This window comes from Methanothrix thermoacetophila PT (assembly GCF_000014945.1).
Lineage (GTDB): Archaea > Halobacteriota > Methanosarcinia > Methanotrichales > Methanotrichaceae > Methanothrix_B > Methanothrix_B thermoacetophila.
The window spans coordinates 383,977-400,806 of the sequence record NC_008553.1 but is presented as its reverse complement, the minus strand read 5'-3'; the positions used below and the strand labels follow the sequence as shown (position 1 = coordinate 400,806).

Annotated in this window: 12 protein-coding genes; 4 read left to right on the top strand and 8 right to left on the bottom strand. The window is 53.6% G+C overall.

Annotated elements, in window-relative coordinates; translation table 11 throughout:
* Window positions 1-3: 3 nt before the first annotated feature.
* Together MTHE_RS02010 and MTHE_RS02005 are read right to left on the bottom strand one after the other, a co-directional pair.
* Complete coding sequence (locus tag MTHE_RS02010) at window positions 4-1,431, bottom strand: NAD-dependent succinate-semialdehyde dehydrogenase (protein WP_011695586.1); 1,428 nt, start codon at window positions 1,429-1,431, stop codon at window positions 4-6.
* A gap of 434 nt (window positions 1,432-1,865) precedes the next feature.
* A complete protein-coding gene (locus MTHE_RS02005; RefSeq protein WP_011695585.1) occupies window positions 1,866-2,834 on the bottom strand; it encodes a radical SAM protein in 969 nt (322 codons plus the stop codon).
* Between the two features lie 150 nt (window positions 2,835-2,984).
* Between MTHE_RS02005 and MTHE_RS02000 the strand changes: the two genes are divergently transcribed.
* Together MTHE_RS02000 and MTHE_RS01995 are read left to right on the top strand one after the other, a co-directional pair.
* Window positions 2,985-3,440, top strand: coding sequence for a lamin tail domain-containing protein (locus tag MTHE_RS02000; RefSeq protein WP_175265694.1), 456 nt, complete (start codon window positions 2,985-2,987; stop codon window positions 3,438-3,440).
* A 16-nt stretch (window positions 3,441-3,456) separates the two neighbouring features.
* The gene (locus MTHE_RS01995; protein WP_011695583.1) at window positions 3,457-3,927 is read left to right on the top strand and encodes a GNAT family N-acetyltransferase; all 471 of its coding nucleotides are present in this window, start codon (window positions 3,457-3,459) and stop codon (window positions 3,925-3,927) included.
* 115 nt (window positions 3,928-4,042) lie between these two features.
* Here the strand turns inward: MTHE_RS01995 and MTHE_RS01990 are convergent, their stop codons facing one another.
* Window positions 4,043-4,504: a hypothetical protein gene (locus tag MTHE_RS01990; RefSeq protein ID WP_011695582.1), complete on the bottom strand. Its 462-nt coding sequence runs from the start codon at window positions 4,502-4,504 to the stop codon at window positions 4,043-4,045.
* 138 nt (window positions 4,505-4,642) lie between these two features.
* On the opposite strand from MTHE_RS01990, the gene MTHE_RS01985 reads away from it, so the two are divergent.
* Window positions 4,643-5,410 carry a hypothetical protein gene (locus MTHE_RS01985; protein WP_011695581.1) on the top strand — a complete coding sequence of 256 codons (768 nt, stop codon included), beginning with the start codon at window positions 4,643-4,645 and terminating at the stop codon, window positions 5,408-5,410.
* 81 nt (window positions 5,411-5,491) lie between these two features.
* Here the strand turns inward: MTHE_RS01985 and MTHE_RS01980 are convergent, their stop codons facing one another.
* Both MTHE_RS01980 and MTHE_RS01975 read right to left on the bottom strand, forming a co-directional pair.
* Entirely contained in the window at window positions 5,492-7,018 is a 1,527-nt protein-coding gene (locus MTHE_RS01980; RefSeq protein WP_011695580.1) for a helicase HerA domain-containing protein, read from the bottom strand.
* Between the two features lie 73 nt (window positions 7,019-7,091).
* On the bottom strand, window positions 7,092-7,472 hold the full coding sequence (locus MTHE_RS01975; RefSeq protein ID WP_011695579.1) for a hypothetical protein: 381 nt from the start codon (window positions 7,470-7,472) through the stop codon (window positions 7,092-7,094).
* A gap of 569 nt (window positions 7,473-8,041) precedes the next feature.
* Between MTHE_RS01975 and MTHE_RS01970 the strand changes: the two genes are divergently transcribed.
* Complete coding sequence (locus MTHE_RS01970; RefSeq protein WP_011695578.1) at window positions 8,042-8,524, top strand: hypothetical protein; 483 nt, start codon at window positions 8,042-8,044, stop codon at window positions 8,522-8,524.
* A gap of 408 nt (window positions 8,525-8,932) precedes the next feature.
* On the opposite strand, the gene MTHE_RS01965 is transcribed toward MTHE_RS01970, so the two are convergent.
* From MTHE_RS01965 to MTHE_RS01955, 3 genes are all read right to left on the bottom strand, one after another.
* Window positions 8,933-10,081 (bottom strand): molybdopterin molybdotransferase MoeA, encoded by a 1,149-nt coding sequence (locus tag MTHE_RS01965; protein WP_011695577.1) that lies wholly within the window; start codon window positions 10,079-10,081, stop codon window positions 8,933-8,935.
* Window positions 10,082-10,140: 59 nt separating this feature from the next.
* Window positions 10,141-11,613 (bottom strand): cobyric acid synthase, encoded by a 1,473-nt coding sequence (locus MTHE_RS01960; protein WP_011695576.1) that lies wholly within the window; start codon window positions 11,611-11,613, stop codon window positions 10,141-10,143.
* A 116-nt stretch (window positions 11,614-11,729) separates the two neighbouring features.
* Window positions 11,730-16,808, bottom strand: coding sequence for a PAS domain S-box protein (locus MTHE_RS01955; protein ID WP_011695575.1), 5,079 nt, complete (start codon window positions 16,806-16,808; stop codon window positions 11,730-11,732).
* Window positions 16,809-16,830: the final 22 nt, after the last annotated feature.

Below are 16,830 nucleotides of genomic sequence, written 5' to 3'. Positions count from 1 at the left end.
CTTTCAGAGCCCCAGCCTTATGTGCTTTATCTCCATATATTCCTCGATGCCTCTGTGGGACAGCTCCCTGCCGATGCCGCTCTGCTTCCAGCCGCCGAATGGAGCGTGGCGATCTATAACGCTTCCGACATTCACACCGACGCTTCCCGCCTCGAGCCTCTCAGCTGTGCGAACCGCTCTACTCAGGCTGTTTGTATAAACGTAAGCTGCAAGACCGTACTCTGTATCGTTCGCGAGCCTGACAGCTTCCTCCTCGTCCCTGAACCGCATGATCGGGGCGACTGGCCCGAACGTCTCCTCCCTCATGATACGCATGGTGTGATCGACATCTGTTAGAACGGTGGGCATGAAGTAATAACCTCTGGTGAATCCCTCGGGCTCGCGGCCGCCGCAGAGGATATTGGCACCCCTATCAACAGCATCCTCTATGTGCTCCCTGGTCTTTCTCCGCTGGGCCTCGCTCACCATCGGGCCCAGATCCACATCTGGATCTAGCGGGTCGCCGATCCTGAGCTCTAGCGTTCTCCTGATCACCTTCTCCGTAAAATCCTCTGCAATCGATTCATCCACATACACCCTGTTCACGGAAATGCAGACCTGGCCCATGTTGCCGAATGCCCTTCTCACGCATGCGCCTGCGGCTGTATCAATGTCCGCATCATCGAACACGATCATGGGCGCGTGCCCGCCGAGCTCAAGGGAGATCCTCTTCAGATACTCTGCCGCGGTTCCCATTATCCATCTACCTGTGGATGTCTCGCCAGTGAATGAGATCTTTCTCGGTATCGGATTCTTCACAAGCTCAGCGCCGATAGTGTCACCTGATCCATGGACGATGTTCATAACACCCGGCGGAAGTCCGGCGTCGTTGATCGCCATGACGAACTCCGTGGCCGCAACCGGCGCCAGACTTGATGGCTTCGCCACTGCGGTGCAGCCCGCAGCGAGCGCCGGGCCGACCTTCCAGGCGAGCAGCTCCACAGGATAATTCCAGGGTGTTATGAGGGAGACAACACCAACTGGTTGCCTTACCACTATGCTCCTCGTATCGCCCGCGCTGATCCACTCTCCAATGTTTCTCAGCCCCTCCTCCGCGAAGTAATCTAGAGAATCGGCGGCTGAGAGGACCTCCCTCCTGGAGTCCCTGATGGGCTTCCCCATCTCCATTGTGAGAAGTTTCGCGATGTTATCTGCTCTCTCCCTCACGATCTCAGCTGCATCATGCAGCAGGGTACATCTTTTTGTTGCAGGTATGGATGACCATCCTGGAAATGCACGCTGTGCAGACTCGAGCGCTTTGACAGCATCAATGACATCTCCGATCGCAACCTCCGCCACAGCCTCCTGGTTTGCTGGATTATGTATGAGGTCATATCTCCCAGAAGCGCCCTCAACACGCTCCCCGTTTATCAGCATCATCGAACGGTACATGAGAGGATATCAGGAGAACGATATAGAAATATTTGGTCTCATGTCTAGGACGTGTCCAAATAAGGATTAAGGCGTCTCAGACCTCAAAAAGCAGTAAAGCCCGAATCTCTGGGTTTTGGCTCTTATCCGGCCAAGGTCCCAGCTCCAGGCAGTGGCTGAGGCGTAAATCTCTTTTGCGACGTGGTGCATTATAAAAATCTGTGAAGCACGATGCTCCATGAGCAGATCCAGCAATCACGATCTTCGTATCAAGATATCGCACAGTCCGGCGTGAACACATGGCGCGATGATGAGAAGGCCTGCCTGAGACAGTGATGAGGATTTTGAGCCCTGAGCGCCTCCTGTGAAGATATGTATCAGAGCGGGAAATGCTGCCTGTCTGAGATACCGCACAGTGCTCTTCCCACACAGGGAATCGGTCATTCGAGGAGATCTCACAGATCCCGGTGGGGTATGAGATCGCATCCTGTGCACGGGTAGCACATTGTCAGGGGCAAATCCCCTCTGAGTCCGTTTCTGTCCAGAGCCCTCCTCAGATGCTCTGCAAGTCTGAGTATTCTTTCCGCGGACGGCCTGCGCATCTCCAGATCTGCAATGCGGAGCGGATGCGGGTAGACAGCACGAAGCACGGGCATCACTCCCATCTCTGTGAGCTCATCTATTCCCTGCAGCAGAACCCTGTCAGACTCGCCGAGGCCCACTATCACGTTCGTGAAGACTCTGTTTATGCCGAAGACGCCTACAGCATCTGCAAGAGCATTCTTTATGTCTTCAAATGAGAGCCCGGGGCATACAGTCTGGAATATATCAGGATCGAGCGTCTCGAGGTTGTACTTGACCTCGACAGCGCCTGCTCTCCTTAAAATCTCATTCGATCGCTCCGTCGGACAGACGGAGATGCCGATGGGAACGTTGAAGGTTTTCAGTGCGCGCGCGATCTCTGCGATCCTCTCGACCTCATGCTCTGGAGAGACCTCCACACCACTCGTAAGCGAGATCGCCTTTAGCCTGCCTGTCATGGCCGCGCGCCTTACCATCTCGATGACCTTTTCCTTTGACTTCGTCGGGCCCATGAGCTTAGGGACCGCGCAGAACCTGCAGTCGTAAATGCATCTCTCAGATACGGTTATGTAAGCCTGATCCGGGCAGTGGAGCAGCGGCTCAACGAGATGCCCGCGGGCCACAACTCTGTCTCCTTCGAGTATGAGATGCTCCTCACCCTCAAACACAAGCCTGAGCCGACTCGGGGCGACCGTGAGCCGGACGATCCTATCTCCGGATTTGAAGAAAACCGAGCCCTCACCTGCGCTCGGTCCGGCCGTGGATGCAGGACCCTGCGGCGTCAAACCCTGAAGCTCCACGGTCCCCACAGATATAAGGTACGCTTTGGTGGCTGTATCCATCCAGATTACTCCGGGCAAATTTTGTATATAAATCCGAGCCTGGATGTACCGGAGGATACCGCGCAGTATATATCCCTTGGCCGCCATGAACAATGCTCGATGTCGGGTAACAGATGCTATGCTGTATGTTTGCTTTCGATGATCTGCATCATGGTCCTCGCAGAGGGGAGCGTGGTCATTAACGAGTTTGAACTGAATCCGCCATCCGACCAGCCGTATGCTGTGGAGTGGATCGAGCTTCTAAACTCCGGTGAGGAGGATGTGGATATTGGAGGGTGGCAAGCGGTGATCATCTCCACAGTGCCCGGAGAGACCGGAGCCCAGTTTCCATGGTCCGGAAAGATCACCGTGCCCCTTGGAACGGTCCTGAAGGCCGGCGAGTACAGGGTTCTCACCGGCGACCAGAGATGGGATCACGGGTTCAACGCGACCGTTATACTCTACGACCAGGTGGGCAATGAGGTCGACAGAACCCCGATGCTTATGGATGACAGGGATGACGGCTCGGATTGGTCCAGGTATCCGGATGGCATTGACACAGACCGAACCTCAGACTGGGCATACATCCCATCGACGCGGGGCAGGCCGAACGTCCTGCCCTACTGAAAGGGCGTTTCAGGCAATGGAGAGGAGCTCATGCGGCGGGGATCGCAGATTCCGGCCGGTGATCAGGCAGTTCGAGATTAAGGACCTGCCAGAGCTCATGGAGATAGACAGGGAGGTCGGGGGTGGTTACAGCCCGGAACTCTTCATGACATTCCATGAGTACCACCCACAGACGATGCTCGTCGCCGAGATCGACGGAAAGGTTGTGGGCGTCGCGATCGGTTTCAAGCCCACCCCATTCGAGGGCAGGGTCTTCTGGCTCGCGGTGAGGCAGGCCTACCAGGGGCACGGCATCGGCAGAAGCCTTCTCTCCGCGATCCTCCGCATCTTCAGCAGGCTCGGTGCTCTGAGCGCAACACTCGAGGTCAGGATAGGAAACAGAAGGGCGCAGAAGCTCTATGCATCCATGGGCTTTGTGGTCGATAACGTGATACCAACCTATTACTCAGATGGTGAAGCAGCTCTGATAATGCGCAAGGTTCTGTGACGAGGTTCTGTGGGATTCATGGTCTGGTGGCTCAGACAGATGCAGGGTAGTACATGTTGACTTCATGAGAAAGGAGCGTACCCTGATGATCCGGATTTACACCGCAGAATACAAATCAGCTCTGCCTTCTCTCTTTTGTGTATATCACGTCCAGCATCTGCACATCAGATCTGCTTCGTATCATCCTGTCAATGATCGATGGGAGACCATGGGTGTGCACCCTGCTCAGGACGCTGTTTATCACCACCATCTCCCCGACTTTTATGGGGCCGGTCTCATTATCAGAGGCGGGGAGTATGGCCTCGCCAAGAGGAGACTTCGAGAGAGCGTCCGGCTTGGATCTGTCAAGAGGAACGATCCTGAAGTACTTCCTGGCGAAGAGCGGCCTGGGGCTTCCACCCTCCAGTCGAGAGAGGAGAACCCTGTCCTCGAATGGTATCAGATCGGTGTTCTCGACTATCGCCTCCCGGTTCAGCCCGAGCTCCCCCGGCTCCAGCTCCGGGGATCTCCCACCAACAGGCGTGACGTACCAGTGCCTGAGCGTCTCGATCGGATAAGGATAGGTGAGACACCTCATGATATCATGATCTACATGGCGATAGATAAAACTATTGCCGGGGGACGTCCTCGCCCTTCAGGTTCCGATGCATAACCAAAAGCCATATATAAGAAAACTTTAAAATTAAGTTTAGCCTATTTCAAAAAGGAGGCTTCCATGTTCCGCAGTACTTTGTATCTCACGGTGGGCTTTGTGATACTGATTGGGGTCGCATCATCGTACGATTTCGGTTCGAAGGTGGATAACACCTCACCAGATCTGGGTTATCCTCTGGTCGACTTTGGCGGATCCCAGGTGCCAATAGACATAGGATACTGGGATGTCGGGCCGAATCCGCAAATCTTCGATGAGGATGATATGGTCTACCTCCACTTCGGAAGCGCGGTTCCCACAACGATCAATGCGAATGATATTCGTCTGACAACCAGATCAGACCTGGGACTGAACGCTGGCAGCAAGGTGAGGGCAAGTGATATCGACTGCGGCAAGCCATTGCTGCCCTTGCCAGCACCGCCACTCACAGCAGGCATATACTTTATGGATCTGTACGGCTCTTCGCCTGGATACGATGTCAATGATCTGATATACCTGAAGACCCTGCTTCCAGCCGGGATCACGGCGACAAATGATGTGCGACTGAGCAATGCGGTTCATTACAATGGCACTGTTCTGTCTGCAGGTACTAAGGTTCTGGATTTTCACGCGGACCATAACAGACTCATAATCCCGATGATAATTGGATTCCCGATCTATCCGCCCGTCTGGCAGGAAAGCATAGCGACGATCAGATTCTACAACGCAAACGGCAACACGATGAATGGCGTACCGATCTACGATTACAATGACGAAGTGTACATAGACGTACCCTTCTCGCCGCTATCGCCCGGTGTTGTCTCTGTCAACGATGTGCATCTGACAGTATAGAGCATCCGGGCTCCGGCTGCTCCGTTTCATGGAGAGAGGTGCACGCAGGAGGCAATCCCAGCGCGCCGGATGAGGTCGCTATCAAGCGCCTCTCGGGCCGAGAACCTTTCTGAGAAATAGACCTGGGCCCTTTTGCGGCTCTCTCCTGGGCACAGGACCCTTCACAGGATGGTCTGTCATTACTATCGGGGTGCTCACGCCGCCGTGCTTCGACCTCCTGGGCCTTATGTTCACCACTATGGGCCTCTCGATCTCGTTGCTCACAATCATCGCAGTCCCTGGAGGCAGCCTCTTGATCTCCTCCTCCAGCTCGGTGCTCATCCCCTCTAGCCCCTTCGATAGAGCTTTTAGATCATTTGGATTCGTCACACGCATTATTATCTGGGTGTTGCACTGTGACAGGACATTCTTGTCGACCCTTGCAGGCCGCTGGCTTATTATCATCAGACCCATACCAAACTTGCGCCCCTCCGCCGCGATCGTTCTTATTATCGATGTCGATGCTGCCCTTCCCGTCCCTCTCTCAGGTATGTAGTTGTGTGCCTCTTCTATGACAACCATCCCGGGGCAGACCCTGCCAAGCTTCCTGGCCTCAAAGAGGTCTGTGAGCAGCTTTGCAACTATCATCGGCTGCATCTCCTGGGGGACTCCGGTCATATCGATCACAGACGCATGCCCCCGCTGGAGAAGCTCCTCAGGCCTAGTTGGTTCTCCCGAGAAGAGTCCCATCTCGAGCAGCTGCTCAAGCTGCCCGATCAGTGTCCACTTCGACTTGGAGTTGGCCTTCTCGACCTGCTTTATGATATCCTCGAGATCGTAGCTCTCCCTCTCCGATCTAAGAGCTGCTATTGCCTCGTATAGAAGAGCCACCGATCCATTGGTCGGGTCGTCGGGGAGCATCCTGGCGATATCCCTGGCTGAGAGGTTCAATCCGTCGAATCTGAAGGGCCTGTCCGCCCTCGGGTTTATCGCGAGATTTGCTGGGGTGTAGACCGTTATGTTATAACCCTTTGGCTTCACCCTGAACCTGTTGAAGTCACCATCCCTGTTCGGGTACCTCATCGAGCCATACTCACCGTGCGTGTCTATCACAAGAAGCGCCACACCCTTATCAAGGAGCTCCTCCAGGATGACCGCAGCGGTGTACGATTTGCCGCTGCCGGTCTTGGCCAGAACACTACAGTGCTTCTGCACAAGCGTGTTGGCATCCAGCTCGACTCGCAGATCATGCCCTTTCAAAATGCCTATGTACATGTCTCCCTTGGAGAGACCAAGTGCAGCAGCTATCATCTTCTCATCTGCTGCAAAAACCTCCTCGCCAGGCCTGGGTGGCATCGCGGGCGATCTTATGCGACCATCTGAGGGCACTCCAATAACACGCGCATCTGCAACGACCCACTCCCTGCATGTCTGTGTGCACCCCCTCTCCATGTGAGCGAGGCTGTACGCAGTGTTCGATCTCCGTATCTCCTCAACCTGAGCAAGTATCCAGCTTCTTCCATCTCCTCTGACCTTCACATAGTCGCCCCTGCCCACAGCGCCATGTATCATGAATTTGAACTGGAGTGGACTGGTCTCACCCACTATAACACCAACAGAACCTCGCAAGAGTCATCACCGCTGCTAAGCTACTCCCTCTGACAGTCTGTACTCCACCTTAATTATATTTTCCCTAAAGAGATCAGGTCGCGGAGGTCAGCTCCCTGAGCTTCCTTATCGACTCCATCGCCTTGGCAGACTCCTTTAGCTTCTGATCCTCAAAGTGCTTTATGATATCGTCTATCGAGACCTTGAGGGTGTAAACCTTCATGGGTCTGCCCTTGCCCTCACCCTTGACATCACGCTCATCGATCCAGCCGTTCTGTCTGAGATATCTCATTCCTATGCTGACCTCTGGCTGCCTGAGCCCTGTGCCCATCTCGATCTCTCTTGATGAGACCTCTTTTGTGTTTGATAGGTATGTGACCAGAGCCGCGACGTTCCTCTGCACACCAAGACTTCTCAGCGCCTCGATGAACTCCAGATCCCGATCGTCCAGCACCTTTACAGTGTAATCCTTCATCCACGACCACCATTATCCAAAGAACTTTTACATATAATGGAAATAACGTAATCATATAAATAATTTGTTTTGAAACTTGCAGATATTTATAGAAAGTATGCATCTACGTCTCGAAGAATCCTCCAGCGGATCCACATGCTGGCCCATGCAGCAGCTCGTTAATGCTGTGTGGACAGATGCTCATACCATAAGTGCGACAGGAGGGTTAACCCACTATCAAATCAGCTATAGACGAGACTGACCGCATCTCAAATGCTTTCATCTTTTGGCACGCCTTTTATCGCATGCAACATTTCAGTGAGACCGAGCACAGGACCCTGTTTTCATTCCACGCATGTTGTATGAAATGATTCACATTCAGGCCCACTCGCAGCGGACATGTTCTGATAAAGAGCTGAGGCCAGAAATCCGGATCTTACCGCCCTCTGCAGGTCGGAAACACCTAATCCTTATTCGGATAGGTCCCTCGCAGCACGAGTTAAAGTTATATACAAAACCCATGATAGGCCAGTTAAATACACAAGAGTGCTATGTGGGATTACATACGTTTGCTGCAAGGAGGGTCGAATATGAGAATTTTGATATGCAGAGCATTGCTCCTGATAGTGGTTTTATCTGCAATGGTTCTCACCACCACGTCTCAGGAGAATTTGCAGGTGGCGCAGGGATATAATGTAGACCAGTACTTCAGACAGAAACCACTTTACGATGTACAGGCGTACTTCATGCAGAAACCAACATACGACATACAGCAGTTCGTCAAGACCAGAGACACATACGACGTTGAGATGTACTTCAGACAGAAACCACTTTACGATGTACAGGCGTACTTCATGCAGAAACCAACATACGACATACAGCAGTTCGTCAAGACCAGAGACACATACGACGTTGAGATGTACTTCAGACAGAAACCACTTTACGATGTACAGGCGTACTTCATGCAGAAACCAACATACGACATACAGCAGTTCGTCAAGACCAGAGACACATACGATATAAAGCAATATTCGACAAAACCCCCATACCATACGGTGCCAACAAGCCTGTAAGATAATACAGCCTTGATATGACCAATGCGGGGCTGCTGCAGATCTTCCAGAATAAGATTCTGGAACTGTGTCTCACTTTTTGGTGATATTGATGGAGCATGCTCAACGAGTTGATGTAAATTGCCCTCTTGGCAGATTTCTGGAAGAACAAACTATGCCCGATGATAATGACTTCACTTGATATGACTCAAGTACGCTCACGATATTGAGCAAATACCATGGATGAGCTCAAGAGTCACACGAGTATTCCTAAAAACCGCTGGTTTTGAGGCAAATGTGAGCCAAATACGATATCAGCGAGAATCCGCCATTGTAAAAATAAGGGTTTATAGGAATACTCACACAAAAATATGATATCCTTCCGATAGTCTATCATCTGTGATCTTTTGCTGGAGATCTCTTTAAACCTCACTCGAAGATATGCACCTCTACCTTCTCCCCCTCATCCAGCCCCTCAAGATCCTCCGGCACCAGAACAAATCCATCAGCCCGCGCGACAGAGCTCAGTATACCGGCTCCGCTGACCATGACCGGCTCGGCGATCCCATCCCTCAGCGAGACCCTTGCGAATGTGATGTAACCTGGCCTGGACGGGATCTTTCTTGAGAGCCTCGCCTCTCTTCTCTGAGTATCATCGCTTAGATGCGCAAGCCTCTTTACCGCGGGCCTCACGAGCAGGTAGAGCGATGCCAGAGCAGCCACGGGGTATCCCGGAAGGCACACAATCGGGGTGCCATTGATGGCTCCGAGGGCTGTGGGCCTGCCAGGGCTCAGCCTGATCCCGTGAACCATCAGCTCACCCATCTCATCCAGCACGCCCGGCGCATAATCTCTATCACCGACTGATGTCCCGCCTGAGACCAGTATCAGATCAGAGCCCGTGCATCTCTTTATGGCCTCTTTTATCGCATCTCTCTCATCCGGTATCACTCCAGAGAGCTGCGGCTCACCGCCCCAGAGTTTCACGTAGCTGCATATCATAATGCTGTTTATCTCCCTCGCTTCCCCAGGTGCAGGCACGCAGCTCCTGGGGACGAGCTCATCTCCTGTTGGGATAACAGCAACACGTGGAGTTTTGAAAACCTCCACTTCATCGATGCCAACCGCCCCGAGAAGCGCAAGGTCTGGCGGCCTGAGCCTGTGCTCGCAGCTAAGCACGATATCCCCTGACCTCACATCCTCGCCGATCCTCGAGACGTTTCTGTATGGCGTGAGCTCGGCTGTGATCTCCAGGACGTTACCGCGTAAAAACGAATCCTCGAGCATCACAACCGCATCGAAACCCTCAGGGAGAGCAGCGCCAGTTCTAACCCTCACGTACTCCGTGATCCGGACGGGGGAGCTCTGAGACGCACCCCTCGTCTCGTGAGATCTGACGGCATATCCATCCATGGCAGCCCTGTTGAAAGATGGCAGATTCTCAGGCGACAGAACATCAGATGCGAGAACCCTCCCGCACGCATCCTTGATCTGGATCTTCTCCCTCTCCTCCAAAGGATTGCACAGATCGAGGAGACGTTCAAGGGCGTAACTGAGAGATGATAGCCTCCTGAACATGTCTCACCGATTTTATTGCATGATATTTATCCTGTGATGCATATCCATACAGCCGGACTTCATTTACTGGCTGAGACATCCAGCTCCAGCATTTTCAGTATGCTTTTCATGTCGAGATGCCTCTCCACAGCCTCTGAGAGTGCATCGAAGCCGGTATCGCGCGAGAGCTCCCGGCGCATGAGCCCCCTTTGATCGTAGAGGTAATCGAGAAACGCGTTCCTGAAGTTCTCGTTCTCAAAGAGGCCGTGAAGGTAGGTGCCTATCACCATTCCATCCCCCGCAACAGCGCCATCATCACCGAATGCGCTTCTCTCCCTCGACTCTGTGATCCCCATATGTATCTCGTATCCCTTTACATACTCTCCCTTTATCCTTCCAAGTATCGGCCCATCGCCAGTGACCTCTTTTGTCACCTGAACAGTCCTCTTCTCATACGCATCAAATCGCGTCACGGCATCGATGAGCCCCAGCCCGGGAATGGATCCGCAGATGTCCTCTATTCCGCAGTCAATGATCTCCCTTCCGAGAATCTGATACCCTCCACAGATTCCAATTATCGGGACGTTCTTTAAAGAGAGGATCTTGCGATCCATTCCGTGCCTCCTCATCTCAGCAAGATCTGAGACCGTGTTCTTTGTGCCAGGTATTATAACAGCATCTGGGTTTCCGAGATCGTCCTTCAGATCTACGTAGCGGACCCTTGCGTATCGCTCCAGTGGCTCGAAGTCTGTGAAGTTCGATATCCTGGGTAACTTTATGATGGCTATCTCCGGCAGGTCCTCTTTTTGTTCTTTTTGTGGGCCCGTCTTGTCCAAGAGCGATACAGAATCCTCAGAGGGTATCTGGAGATCCAGGTAAGGGAGAATCCCAAGCACAGGGATCCCTGTTAGCTCCTCCAGCATTTTTATGCCCGGCTGAAGTATCGTGGGATCTCCGCGGAACTTGTTTATGACCATCCCCTTCACGAGCTCTCTTATCTCAGGCGGGAGGAGCTTCACAGTCCCGTAGAGGCTCGCGAAGACCCCACCCCTCTCGATATCCCCCACGAGTATTATGGGTGCTCTGAGCCTGGATGCGACGTATATGTTCGCGATATCTCTGTCGAAGAGGTTTATCTCAGCCGCCCCGCCTGCGCCCTCAACGATGATGTAATCGTAATCCCTGCTCAGCTCCTCGATCGCTGAATCGACAACCTCCTTCAGGCTGTCTATATCCTTATAGTAATCAGCAGCCGACTTGTCTGCCACTGGTCTCCCCATTATTATGACCTGGGATGTGCGGTCTCCCTTTGGCTTGAGCAGTATGGGGTTCATGAGAACAGATGGCTCCACGCCGGCAGCCCATGCCTGCACCGCCTGGGCTATCCCAATCTCTCCTCCTGAGGTTGTCACCCACGAGTTCAGGCTCATGTTCTGCGACTTGAATGGAGCGACGCGAAGCCCGCGGTTTTTGAGCATTCTGCATAAAGCGGTGACCAGTATGCTCTTCCCGGAGTGTGATGTTGTTCCAAGAATGATCAGGTACTTCGTCATCCAGCATAACCTCGATGTGGCTGTATTTGTTGCTTTACCCGTGGGCATTGGGCGAGAGCATGGAAAGGTCACACGATCGCAATTTCAACCTCACTATGACAGCCTGCCTGTGAGGATCACAGCTCAACGATCCTATTCAGCTCCCTCCTGACCCTCTCGAACTCCTCGTCCAGAGCACTCAGCATCTCATCCACACCATCGAGCCTCGCTTCACGCACGAGCTCCTCGATCTCCGCGCAGATCCTGGAGAGGCGGAGCGCCCCTATGCTCGCACTCGCCGACTTCATGCTGTGTGCAGCTCTGTGAAGTGCGTACGGATCATTCCTCTTAAGAGCCTCATACATCGATGCTATCCTCAAGGGTGCGTTGCTGAGGAATATCTCCCCCAGCTCCGCGACCACATCCGGCTCGCCTGCCTCTTGGAGCTCCCTGAGCCTGGAGATGGCCGAGGGGTCCAGAGCGCTCTCCACATTCTCGATCGCTGCCTTCAGCTTCTCCATTGTCACAGGCTTGCTTATGTAGTCATCCATTCCCGCTGCGATACACCTATCCCGATCACCCTCAAGTGCATAGGCTGTTATCGCCACGATACGCGGCCCTTCATATCCCTTCATATCCCGGATTCTGCGGGCCGCCTCCAGACCATCCATATCAGGCATCTGTACGTCCATGAAGACCAGATCGTAATCGCGATGCTCGAGAGCGCTGAGAACCTCCAGCCCGTTACGCGCGCTATCTGCTCTGTAGCCGAGATGCGAGAGCATCATGAGCACCACCTTCAGGTTCACCGGATTGTCCTCAGCGACGAGGATCCTCAGGTCGCTTCTCCCGACCTCTTGAGATGGCTCCACCTCAATCGATTCTCCAATTAGGGCACTGATCATCGCTGAGATCATCTGCGAGTGCTTCACAGGCTTCGGGATCAACGACGTATCATGCGAGATGCCCTGCCTCTGGAGATCCGTAATCAGGAGAATTCGTGTGTCCGGCAGAGCAGATTTTATCTTCATGATATCGCTGTCATCAGCAAATTCTGCAATCACGAAATCGAAGTTGCCTGTCAGAAGAGACTCATCGTGGAAGGGTGCATCCACGACATCGATATTATGAGAGAGGAGCAGCATTTTGAGCGCACTTCTGGCGGTATCGTTCCTGTAGATCAGCAGGGCACGCCTTCCCTTCAGTAGATCGCTCCTCTCCTGAGATCTCTCTGAGACCCTGGCTTTTATCGTGAAGTGAAATGTCGAGCCTGCTCCAGGGATGCTCTCAGCCCAGATCCTGCCGCCCATCATCTCAACGAGATGTTTGCTGATGGCAAGACCAAGACCTGTCCCGCCGTACCTCCTTGTGATAGAGGAGTCGACCTGGCTGAATGTGTGGAATAGACGGTCCATTTTCTCCGGGGGAATCCCTATACCGGTATCCCTGACGAAGAAGTGGAGCTCTGAGAGATCTTCATCCATGTACTGGCAGATCACTCTCAGAAACACCTCGCCCCTCTCGGTGAACTTGATCGCGTTCTCGAGAAGGTTGACCAGCACCTGTCTCAGCCTTGTGGCATCACCCAGAACCAGCTCCGGCACATCCTCGTCGATGAGATAGGCCAGCTCGATCTGCTTCTCGCTTGCTTTAACAGACAGGATGTCTATGCATGTCTCGACACACTCCAAGATGCTGAACGTGCTCGAATCGAGCTCTAGCTTCCCCTCCTCGATCCTTGATAGATCGAGTATGTCAGCGAGCATCTCCAGAAGCGCATTTCCGCTGCTCTGTATCGCGCTGACGTAAGACCTCTGCTCAGGGGTGACGTTTGTTCTGAGAAGAAGCCCTGACATGCCTATGATCGCGTTCAGGGGAGTTCTTATCTCATGGCTCATGTTCGCAAGGAACTCCGCCTTCGATCTCGCAGCCTCCTCAGCAGCCTCCTTCGCTTTTCTGAGCTCCTCAGCTGCCTTTATATCCTTGGTCACATCCTCGAAGATGCCCAGCCTCCCGAAGTACTTGCCGGATTTGTCCCTGATGTCTGTAGCGAAAACCTTTATCACTCTGCCATCCGCTGTTCTGATCTCGATCTCGGCCTCGTCGGTGCGGTTGTATATCTCTCTAAGAGAATCTCCAGCATCCGGATGCATCGAGCCTATACGTGAGAAGAGAGCGCTGCCATCCAGCCTTCCGCATCTGAGATCCTCCTCGAGATCTTCAACTCCCAGAAGCTCGCAGAACCTGTGGTTGAGGTAAAGGCTCTTCCCCGTGGCCCTGTTGAGCACATAGAATCCAAAGGGTATGCTCTCTGTCATGGACCTCATCAGGAGCTCACTCCACCGGAGGCGATCCTCAGCAACCCTCCTCTCGGTCGTGTCTCTCTGTATCGATACCCAATGGGTGACCTCACCCATGTGATCCCTCACAGGGAAGATGTTCAGCTCGACCCAGAACCTGGAGCCGTCCTTCCTGTAGTTAACGAGCTCCTGGTTCACCGGCTGCGCATTCCTTACTGCCTCCAGGATCTCCATAATCTTCGATCTGTCGGTCTCCGGGCCCTCGAGAAAATCCGGATACCTTCCGAGCACCTCCTCTCTTGCATACCCTGTCATCCTGGTGAATGCAGAGTTCACGTAAATGATCTTGGGCATGCCGTCAGACGGGTCTGGGGCGGCTATGACGATTGCATCATTGCTGTTGACCACCGCGGACTCGAGGAGCCTCATCCGCTCTATGGAGTCCTTCTTTGCCACAGCCTCCCCTATAGTGCTGGCGGAGGCGACCAGGATCGAGATCTCGGCGTCGCTCCACTCTCTTTCATATGTGGTATCATCGAATCCGACAAAACCCCAGAACCTCCCGCCCACTGTTATCGGGACTATGAGTATGGAGAGAACACCATAAGGCTCCAGGATCTCTTTTACAGAAGGAGGAAGATCACGCACAAGCCCCTTTATGACCTTGCCAGAGCTGAGAACCTCATACCATCCCGGGAAGAACCTGCTGTACGAGAGACCCATGAAGATCTGATCGTCCATCCAGCTTCTGATTCCATCCCTGCACCACTCGAACCTCAGGCAGAGCTCATCTTCCTCATGGTTCTCGAAGACATAGACGCGATCCACATCTGAGATGAGCCCCAGAATCTGCATCGCCTCGTTTATCGATGACTCATAGTCCTCTCCTGACAGAAGACTGCTTATCGCAAGGGCAGATCCGGCAAGAAGATGGTCTCTTCTGAGCAGTTCCATCTCAGCAATCCTGCTCTCGGTGATATCCCTCATCGACTCGATCGCGCCCACAATCCTGCCATCGCTGTCCTTGAGCGGAGAGGCCTTGACCCAAAGATAAGCCCCCCGGCCGCTGTAGAGCGATGGCACGTAAACATATGCGTAGAGCGTATCTCCCCTTCTCTCGAGATTCTCGTAAAGGGATGCGATATGCTCATCGTATCTCATGACGAGATCTATGAGCATCGGCCTTCTGCATCCGTGGAAGGGCAGAGCATAGGCAAAATCCCCCTTCCCGAGCATCTCGCTCTTCTGGATCCCAGTCATCTCCTCCATAGCTCTGTTCCAGGCCATCACCCTGCCATCAGCATCCACAACAAGAGTCGCATCCGGGAGAAACTCTATTATCTCCAGAAGCCACTGGTTCATCGATTCCAGACGCTCCTTCGCGCGTCTGAGCTCTGTTATATCATTTCCAACACACAGGATCTCCATCTCTCCGCTCTCAGAGCTGACTGTCTTGTTCGTCCATGCGATCCAGACGCGCTCCCCGCTCTTTTTCATGTTCTCATTCACATTCGTCCTGTAGTCCTCAGGCGCTTTGAGAATCTCTGCGATCATACCTCTAAGATCCCGTCCCGTTGACTCGACCTCAGGGACTAGTGTACCCATCACACACTTCCCCAGGATCTCGCTCTCAGAATAGCCGAAGAACTGCTGGGCGAACTCGTTGATGAACCTCACATTTCCTCTTCTGTCCAGCCTCAGGATTATGCTGTTCGCGCTCTCGACGAGCTCCCTGTACCTCTCCTCGCTCCTGCGGAGACACTCCTCAGCTACACTTCTCGCTATCGCACCGCCTATGCTGGCCACACCGAGCATTAGTATTGATATCTCGTTCCAGCTCCAGGATCGCTCGCGTTCACAGTCCTCGAACCCTATGAACCCCCAGAACCTGTCCGCTATTGTGATGGGGAAGATCAGAACAGACCTGGCCCCGCGGCATTTCAGCAGCTCCCGCTCCTGCAGAGGCATCTCCTCCACAATTCCATGGACGGGCCTGTCATTCAGGAAACGCTCGCGCCAGCGCGGCAGTACATCATACCGAATTCTTTCATCCAATCTTGCGTGGACGCTGCCCCTCTCCCACCTGAACCTGAGCACAGCCTCGTCCCCGGAGTCGGTGTTCTGATAGACGTAAACACGATCCACATCTGCTGCGGATCCGAGGAACTCGAGAGCATTCATCAGGCTCCTCTCGAACCCATCCACTGTGAGGAGCTGGTTTGCGGACATGGCAACGCCAGCGAGCAGGACGTCCCTCTTCTGGATGTAATCCTCATGATTTTCAGGTGGGGAGAGTATCACGCACAGCGTCCCATCGCCCTCGGTCGGGCTGAACCTTCCCTTCATCTGGATGCTCGAGCCGTCTATGGTTCTGTACGCCTGGATGCTCTCGGTCTCCCGGCTCATCGCGTGCCTGATGATCTCATCGATCTCCTCCCTGTCCTGCTCCATTATGTCGTAGAGCGTGAGAGAGTGGATCTCCTCAGGAGGGTACCCCAGCAGCTCCTGGAAGACAGCGTTTGCATCGAGTATCCTTCTGCTTTCGGCCTCCACGAAAAATACAGCCTCCCTGCATCTGTCGAGCGCTGTTCTGTACCATCGCTCCTCTCTCCCCTCCTCCCTGAAAGAACCTGAGGGGTCTGAGATGATCATCAGCCCCCTGGAGCCGTCGGCATCCCTGAGTGGAATAACCGATAGAGGGATCTCGGAGCCGGAGCAGCCTATCCGCGCCCTGATCCTCGAGGGAGCATCAGATGCAATTGCGGATGCAAGGGATTCGCTGCACGATACCCCCAGGACCTCATGGATGGATCTGCATTTCGAGATTCCCCCGGATAACATCTCAGCGGTCCTGCTCAGGTATCTGATGCGGCCCTTTTCATCGAACACGTATACTGCTGGTTGATCTGCATCCATACAATTCCCTCATGACATGCTC